At 46.0% G+C, this 8019-nt stretch carries 7 protein-coding genes and 1 pseudogene; 3 read left to right on the top strand and 5 right to left on the bottom strand.

The window, feature by feature from the left end:
* The 3 genes and pseudogenes from A142_RS04055 to A142_RS04045 all read left to right on the top strand — a co-directional run.
* Positions 1-399, top strand: a pseudogene (locus tag A142_RS04055) (hypothetical protein); the annotation flags it as partial.
* Complete coding sequence (locus tag A142_RS04050) at positions 396-1133, top strand: DUF3726 domain-containing protein (RefSeq protein WP_019825051.1); 738 nt, start codon at positions 396-398, stop codon at positions 1131-1133. The pseudogene A142_RS04055 and the gene A142_RS04050, both read left to right, overlap by 4 nt.
* Positions 1134-1464: 331 nt before the next feature.
* Positions 1465-2757 carry an alpha/beta fold hydrolase gene (locus A142_RS04045; RefSeq protein ID WP_019825049.1) on the top strand — a complete coding sequence of 431 codons (1293 nt, stop codon included), beginning with the start codon at positions 1465-1467 and terminating at the stop codon, positions 2755-2757.
* Between the two features lie 168 nt (positions 2758-2925).
* Here the strand turns inward: A142_RS04045 and A142_RS04040 are convergent, their stop codons facing one another.
* From A142_RS04040 to ccoN, 5 genes are all read right to left on the bottom strand, one after another.
* On the bottom strand, positions 2926-3108 hold the full coding sequence (locus A142_RS04040) for a hypothetical protein (RefSeq protein ID WP_004730424.1): 183 nt from the start codon (positions 3106-3108) through the stop codon (positions 2926-2928).
* Between the two features lie 244 nt (positions 3109-3352).
* Entirely contained in the window at positions 3353-3580 is a 228-nt protein-coding gene (locus tag A142_RS04035) for a PAS factor family protein (RefSeq protein WP_004730426.1), read from the bottom strand.
* A gap of 227 nt (positions 3581-3807) precedes the next feature.
* A complete protein-coding gene (locus tag A142_RS04030) occupies positions 3808-5964 on the bottom strand; it encodes a cytochrome c (protein WP_019825046.1) in 2157 nt (718 codons plus the stop codon).
* Positions 5961-6575, bottom strand: a complete 615-nt coding sequence (locus A142_RS04025; protein WP_019825044.1) for a cbb3-type cytochrome c oxidase subunit II — start codon at positions 6573-6575, stop codon at positions 5961-5963. The genes A142_RS04030 and A142_RS04025 overlap by 4 nt, the downstream gene beginning before the upstream one ends.
* Positions 6576-8000, bottom strand: a complete 1425-nt coding sequence (ccoN, locus tag A142_RS04020) for a cytochrome-c oxidase, cbb3-type subunit I (RefSeq protein WP_019825043.1) — start codon at positions 7998-8000, stop codon at positions 6576-6578. It lies immediately after the preceding gene.
* Between the last annotated feature and the right edge of the window lie 19 nt (positions 8001-8019).

Below are 8019 nucleotides of genomic sequence, written 5' to 3'. Positions count from 1 at the left end.
GGCCGTCAAGCTTACCGTTTGTACCATGCGTTGCTGCAGTTCGCGCCAGAGCTGTCGTTGGCTGAATTCCTTGTTAAACAGCCACAGCATCGTGCGATTGCACGCCGTGTGTGGACGCTAGGCAACAAAGCGATGGGTGACATTCAAATGAATGTACTTCATCAAGAGTCACTTCCGATGCATTTGTTACGTTGCAAACTCGCTATGTTTGGCGCAACTAAGTTTGATCCTCGCTCAGACCGTTGGGTTCGAGTGACTTTCTTCCAAGGGGCACCGCTGCTTGATGAAATCCATCAGGATGAGTGGGTGTTCCCACTGTTACCAAGCGAAGCGGAGCTGTCTGAATCACATAAAATTTCTACGCCTATTCACGCTCAACATGGAGGTAAATCGTTATGATCGTTTCTCACAATGAACTGGTCGCGGCCGTCAACAAAGCCTTTTTAGGGATGCGCCGTACATGTGGTGAAGCCGATGTGATAGCGAACATGGTGGCAGATTTACAAATGGTTGGCTTGGATGGTGTTCGCCATTTTAACAATGCGAGCAACTTTATGGGGTTAGAAGATGATTGCCCTGTAGATATCCAAATGATAAGCGACAACACAGTTGAAGTGGATTTGCACAAGGCGAGCTTGGCGTGTCATCTCCCTGTGGTGATGGATTACGCGATCGAAAAAATGGTCGGCAAAAAAGCGCTGAAAATTGAGCTTAATAACTGTCACAACCGTTGGTTAGCGTACAGTGAACTTGTGAAGCTAGCTGCGAAAGGCATCGCCTGTACCGCACGTTGGGATAATGGCTCCAATCCGAAGAGCACCTTGTATGTGCTTAATCGTGGGTGCGTAGCACCAGAGCTGTTTTTATCAGATTCGCCACTGACATCGGACGAACATATCCATAATATGACCATCGAACTTTCCGTCCAGGATTTCGATATCGAACGTTTGTCAGATGGCTACCAAACACACATTGAGTCAGAAGTACTTTTTAAAACCCAAGAGAAAGCGTGGAACGATGGTATTGAAGTGGATGAAGCAGAGTGGGGCGCGTTGAAAGAAACCGCTACAGCCATTCTTGTAGAAAGCAGCCAACGTTCGATTCAAGGTGCAGGTGAGCTGACGACTTCATAGCGTAGTGTATCGATAGCACTTTCTATAACAGATAGAACCGACAACAGATAAAACCAAAGAGCTTAACGTATCCTCACCTCGTTAAGCTCTTTTTATTTGTTTTCCATTTTCGTTTCTTCCCACCAATAGATCACCCTTAAACCTTCGCTTTTGAAACAAGTTGTTACGCGTTGAAGACCAATTGAGCAATTAGATGAAGCACCTTCACATTCAGGTTAAACAAACGGTTTCTTTTACAAGCTAGTATGCGTATCTTGCTTACTATGAGTGCCATAGGGCGCCACTTTTATTCGTACCGATGACATTAGAATCAGATAAAAAGGAATGAAGCGTGCAAGCTAACTTTATTGATGGAACCACCCTGTATCGTCAGCACTCTTTTGAGTTGCCACTGGATTACCAAGCAAAAGATGGACAACAGATCCAAGTCTTCGCGCGTGAGCTAGTTGATCTCGCTAAAGATACGCAAGAACTGCCGTGGCTTATCTACTTTCAGGGCGGCCCAGGTTTTCCTTCTCCACGAGTGAGCGGCCAATCGGGTTGGTTAAAGCGAGCATTACAAAACTACCGTGTTTTGCTGCTAGACCAACGTGGTACAGGTAACAGCACGGCAATTAGCCATGAAACCTTGGCGCACCTTTCTCCAGAGCAACAAGCTGAATACTTAACGCACTTCAGAGCGGACAACATTGTTCGTGATGCAGAAGCGATTCGTGAACAGTTTGGTATTAAACAATGGTCGACGATTGGCCAGAGCTTTGGTGGTTTCTGTACTCTGAGTTACTTGTCGCTGTTCCCACAGAGCTTGCAGCGTTGTTATGTGACGGGCGGCATTCCTTCTATTGAACGCGAAGCTGACGATGTTTATCGTGCGACTTACAAGCGTGTAGAAGACAAGAACAGAGCCTTCTTTGCTCAGTTCCCACAAGCACAAGCGATGTGTCGTGAGATCTCTGATTACCTGCTGAACAACGATGTGAAGTTGCCAAACGGTCAGGTGTTTACGGTTGAACAGTTCCAGTTGATTGGTATTAGCCTTGGTGGTGGCGAAGCGAACCTGCCGATGTACTTCACACTAGAGAGTGCGTTTGTTGAAGTGAATGGTCAAAAACAGTTGAGCTACAGCTTCTTAAATCAAATGCAGCAAGAGCAGGGCTACCTAACGAACCCAATTTACGCAATCTTACATGAATCGATTTACTGCCAAGGTGCAGCGTCTAACTGGTCTGCACACCGAGTACGCGAGCAGTATCCACACTTTAACTACCAATCGGGTAGTGAGTTCTGGTTTACCGGAGAAATGGTTTACCCATGGATGTTCGACCAACTAGAAACGTTGAAGCCATTGCGTGAAGCGGCCAATTTATTGGCTGAAAAGTCGGATTGGGGCTCTTTGTACAATGCAGAACAGTTGAGCAAGAATACCGTGCCAATGGCGTGTGCAGTTTATGCAGATGACATGTACGTTGAGTTGGATTATAGCCGTGAAACATTGGAGAACATTCCAAACTCGAAAGCGTGGATCACCAATGAGTATGAACACAATGGCTTGCGAGTAGACGGCGAGAGAATTGTCGATAAGTTAATGACGATGGTTGAAGCGTTAGAAAATTTGCCAAAATAATCAAATTATTAGCGTAGATTATCTACGTTAGAAGCTATCTATGTTAGAAGCTCTTACGTTAGAGACAATATACGTCAAAAACAAGAAAACGCTGCATCCGTGCAGCGTTTTTTTTATGTCATCGAACTATTCGATTTAAGGAACTAGGAGGGGTAGCCCTTGAAGCCATTAAGGTTGGATGACGATATCTTGATTTTCAGTGGTCGATAAGCTGGCGCGGTTCTGTTCGATAAGCTGAGCCGCATAAGAGGGAGTCACAGCTTGAATTTCGCCTTTTGAACGAATCGTTAATGCTTCCCACGCATGATCACGGTATTTGCCTGTCTGTGTATATTCAATAAGTACTCTCATGATTCTTCCATCCGATGTGTGGTTAACGTGCTACTAACATTAGCGCCATTATTGTGGTTACACACCTGTTAAAAATGGAACATAAGATTAACCAAATGAGAATGCGTGTAACTTGAAAAACAGACCCAACTGCACTTATCTTCTTAACCGCGTTTATCGTAACCAACCTTACTTATCGTAAATAGCGTCCATAAAAAAACGCTGCACGATGGCAGCGTTAAAGTTGAGATAGGTTGAAGATTGATTAGCTGTTTTCTAGGCCAACAATCTTGCGTGCAGACATCACTGCACTATCCAAATCGGTCAATCTACCAGCACTTGCTGGACCAAGAACTGATGAATACAAAGCCAACTGCTTCTCAAATGATAAATCTAATTGGTTATATAGATTTTGGCGGATTTGAGCGTGTTGCTGTGGCTTTGCGCTCGACAGGCCTTCCAACGTATCGTAGATGAGTGTAGTTGTATCCATAACTGTCCTTAGTACATCTTTAGAAAATTTTGCATATTATGCACTTGGTGTCATCTTTGTTCTGCGAGGTTGATCGCATTATGTGCAGCTCTGCTTAATTGTGTAATCAGTTAGTTACAATTGTGTTGTTTGGCAAAGCGTCGAAAGCTTGTGTTTGGACAAAAGAAAAGGAGACACAGTGGTCTCCCTTTGGTTTATTACAATTCACTTTTCAAGCAATTTGCCTGTTACCGGATATTGATGGTGTTGTCTCTTCGGTCATACATGTCTGGCGTGGTATGTAGGCCGCCCGCATAACCTGCTGCTTCAAGTGTTTCTCTTACCTCTCTAACATGCTCAGCTGTGACGGGTTCGTTGCGGTCGCCAAGGTTTGAACGCACAAACGTGATTAACTCAGCCAAGCGTTGATCTGACAATACATCCTCAAAACTCGCCATTGGCATGAAGTTTCTATCCTTGTCGAGGTAAGTAGGTTGCAAGCCGCGAACGGTTACCGCAATGGTGTTGAATGGGTCGCTGTGCATGATGATACCGTTGTTCAACAGAGTAGGGGCGATAGGGTCGCGACCTTTACCATCGTCACCATGACACGCCCCACAGGTTTGACGATATGTGGCGTAGATTTCACTGTTATACGCGGCCTCATCAAACCCTTTAGGTTGTAACGGAACTGCGTCACTAGCAATGGTGTTGTTGACGTCTCCGCTGAGTAGGTAATAAGACATCGATTCAACATCTTCACGCGTCATCAAGCTTAGGCTGTTTTTTACTACATCTGCCATACCTGCAAAAGCGGTGCCTTTGTCTGAATGTCCTGTGTGTAAAAAGTCGGTGAGTGTTGCTTCATCCCAACCATCGACATAGAGCTCATTAGCTGTGATATCGGGCGCGTTCCAACCGTCGATCAAGTTACCTTGGAAAATACGTTCAGGTATCAGAGCTTGAGCAATGTTTCGTGGCGTATGGCACTCCGAACAGTGACCAAGTCCTGCGACCCAATATTTGCCTTGTTGCCACTTATCGACATCCTCAATTTCTCCTTTAAGCTCCTCTGGTACTTCGTAATCAATAGGGTCAGTATCCATGAATACGATGTTCCAGCCAAGCAAACCTAAGCGAATGTTGGATGGAAACATCATGCTGTTGTCATCATTGCGTCGTGGCACGGCGGTGATTGACTGCATGTATTCCCACAAATCGACCATGTCTTGGTCGGTGAGGTATTGATAAGAGGTGTAAGGCATTGCAGGGTACAGGTAACCATTCTTACCTTTACCTGCAACTAACGCGGCTCGGAAGTCATCAAAGTCATAAGTCCCAATCCCTTCGGTGGTGTGTGGAGTTATGTTGGTTGAATACACGGTACCGAAAGGGGTGACAAAGGGCAGGCCGCCAGCAAAGGGTTCGCCACCTTCTGCACTATGACAAGCCACACAGTCACCGGCGTAAGCGAGATATTCTCCGCGCCCAACAGATGATGCTTTCAAACTCGCGAGCCTTTGTTGCTCCACTTCACCAGCGTGTCGGATATAAGCCCCAAGCGCGAGTATTTCGTTCTCGGTGAGCTGCTCATCAAACGCAGGCATTAGGTTGTTCAAACCGTAATTGATGGTGTGCTGAATCTCTTCAATACTGCCGCCATGAAGCCAGATGTCGTCTGAAAGATCAGGTACGCCAATCGCTGGGTTCGCAACAGAACCATCAGCGTGACAAGACGAGCAGTATTTTACAAACAGCTCTTTGCCGACTTTAACTTTTACTTCTGGAACATCGGTATGGCGTTGGTTGAGAGACGCTAGGTAGTAAGAAACCTTAGCCACTTCATCGGGGCGCATGATTTCGCTCCAACCTGGCATAGCACCGTTCCGACCTTTGGCGATCGAATGAATAACAGCTTCATCACTGCCACCGTACAGCCACTCTTGGTCTATCAGGTTAGGGAAGTGCTTTTGTCCCTGAGCATTATCTCGGTGGCAGGCCGCACAGTGAGTTTGGAACAAGATCTTACCGCTATTGACGATCTCTGGGACTGCTGCTAATCCTTGTAACGTGGTTTCACTGGTTTGAGAGAATTGTTCATTGAGAGTGGTGGATGGTGAACTGAGCTTATCATCGCTTTGTTCCCAATCGACTAATCCTTCCCATTCGCCAAGCCCGGGGTAGAGCACCAAATAACCAGCAGACAAAAGAAATGCGACCGCATAGCTTACAAACAACAGCTTAGGTGGAGGCGCATCTTTCTCTTCAATACCATCAAAGGTGCCAATGGTGTGGTCGTGATCGGCCTTGTGATTGCTACGCCAGTATTTAACGACAACAGACACCATCAGAATAAAGAATATTAAGGTTAAGAGTACCGCCCATAGATTCCAGAATGTGCTCATTGTGATACCTCCTGTGACGTATCTTTACCCAGGCTTTGTAAATAGCGAATCAGCGCTTCACCTTTGGTTTTGCCTCTTACTTGCAATCGGGCGTCACCAATTTCTTGATCGGTATAAGGCACACCTAAGGTACGTAACACTTCCATTTTGGCGCTAATATCATCGCCAGTCAGAGTCTGCTCAAATAGCCACGGGTAAGAGGGCATGATCGATGTAGGAACGACTTTTCGAGGATCAATTAAGTGAATAACATGCCATTGGTCAGAATACTTTCTACCTAAATTAGTGAGATCAGGGCCAGTACGTTTAGAGCCCCACAAGTTAGGAAACTCATAGATATCGTCTGCTTCTTGGTTGGGGCGACCATTACGCTTCACTTCTGGCTCTAGAGGGCGAACCATTTGTGTGTGACAAACATGGCAGCCTTCACTGATGTAGATGTCTCGGCCAGCTAACTCTATCGGTGTGAGTGGCATCGCTAAGCTGCCTTTGGCAATATCATCTCCACGGACAATGCTTGGCATTACCCAGACCAATAAAGAGAAGGAGGCCACGACAACAGTGGTCAAAATTAAAATGACGATTGAATGTGTAAAGTCTTTACTCATCATTTAAGCCCCCTCATTAACGGTGTGTTTAGCATCATGTACTGCGGGCATACGAACCGTTTTGTACAAGTTGAAAGCCATTAAGAACAATCCAAGTACAAACAGCGCACCACCAAAGAAACGCATGAATAGCCAAGGTGCTTTAAAGTCCATAGCTTCTACAAAACTGTAAATCAGTTCGCCATTTTCATTTTGAGCGAGCCACATATACCCCTCGCCGATGCCTGCGATCCATAGTGCTATTGCATAGATGGCGACGCCAGCATGAGCAAGCCAAAAGTGCCATTTAATCAGTCGTCGTGACCATAGATCGGTTTGGCCCCATAAGCGTGGAATGAAGTAGTAAAAAACCGCTATCCCTGACATTCCAACCCATCCGAGAGCCGCGGAATGGACGTGTCCTATGATCCATTCGGTGTTGTGTGCCACCATGTTGAACCAGCGAATAGCGAGTAACGGACCTTCGAATGTTGCTAAGCAGTAGTAAAGAATCGCTGAGAAAAAGAATAAAAGAATGTAGTCGGACTTCAGCTTTTCTTTGTTTTGTAGGAGGGTCATTGCACTATTGAACGCGCCCGCCCAAGAAGGGAGCCACAGGATCAAAGACATTACGATGCCGATGTTCTGAATCCAGATAGGAACGGAAGAGTAAACCAAATGGTGCGTTCCGGCCCACGTGTAAAAGCCGACCAAGCCCCAGAAATGGATCACAGACAAACGGTACGAATAGATAGGTCGATCCGCTGCTTTGGGTATGAAATAGTAATTCATACCAATCACACCAGCAGTCAGCAAGAAGCCGACGGCATTATGTCCCCACCACCACTGAACAATCGCATCTTGAGCGCCTGCAAACACAGAGTAAGACTTCATCGCCAACACAGGCATCGCGAGGTTGTTCACGATGAAAATCATTGCAACGACGATGATGAAAGCAGCAAAGAACCAGTTAGCCACGAAGATATGGCTGACCTTACGCTTAGCAAGGGTGCCAAAGAACAACACCGCATACAGCACCCAAACCAGCACAATCATTAAGTCGATTGGCCATTCAAGCTCCGCATACTCTTTTGAGCTGGTGTGTCCTGCGGGTAACGAAATGACCGCAAGTAACAAGATGAATTGCCAGCCCCAAAATACCATCCATGAAAGGCTTTTATTGAACAAGTCACAATGGCCTGTTCGCTGGGCAATGTATAAAGACGTCCCCATCAAGATATTCACGACGAAGCCGTAAATTACTCCAGAGGTATGTAGCGGACGCAGTCGACCAAATTGGAAATATTGAGAATCAAAGTTTAAGACTGGCCAATATAATTGCGCGGCGAGAATCACGCCGATGATCATACCTACAATCGCCCACACTAAGGATGCGATAATGAAGTACTTCACGACCTTAATGCTGTATTGCGTTGTCACTTGTTCCATAACAAGGCTCCTTGCCTAG

Origin of the sequence: Vibrio splendidus 12E03 (assembly GCF_000272105.2) — a bacterium.
Classification (GTDB): domain Bacteria; phylum Pseudomonadota; class Gammaproteobacteria; order Enterobacterales; family Vibrionaceae; genus Vibrio; species Vibrio splendidus_I.
The sequence above is the reverse complement of the archived record's forward strand: the minus strand, read 5'-3'. Positions and strand labels throughout refer to the sequence as shown.

Bases quoted from the DNA above. Each gene is read 5' to 3' on its own strand.
- A142_RS04025 (WP_019825044.1), bottom strand. From the start codon at position 6,575: ATGATGAGTAAAGACTTTACACATTCAATCGTCATTTTAATTTTGACC.
- ccoN (WP_019825043.1), bottom strand. From the start codon at position 8,000: ATGGAACAAGTGACAACGCAATACAGCATTAAGGTCGTGAAGTACTTC.
- A142_RS04035 (WP_004730426.1), bottom strand. From the start codon at position 3,580: ATGGATACAACTACACTCATCTACGATACGTTGGAAGGCCTGTCGAGC.
- A142_RS04030 (WP_019825046.1), bottom strand. From the start codon at position 5,964: ATGAGCACATTCTGGAATCTATGGGCGGTACTCTTAACCTTAATATTC.
- A142_RS04050 (WP_019825051.1), top strand. From the start codon at position 396: ATGATCGTTTCTCACAATGAACTGGTCGCGGCCGTCAACAAAGCCTTT.
- A142_RS04040 (WP_004730424.1), bottom strand. From the start codon at position 3,108: ATGAGAGTACTTATTGAATATACACAGACAGGCAAATACCGTGATCAT.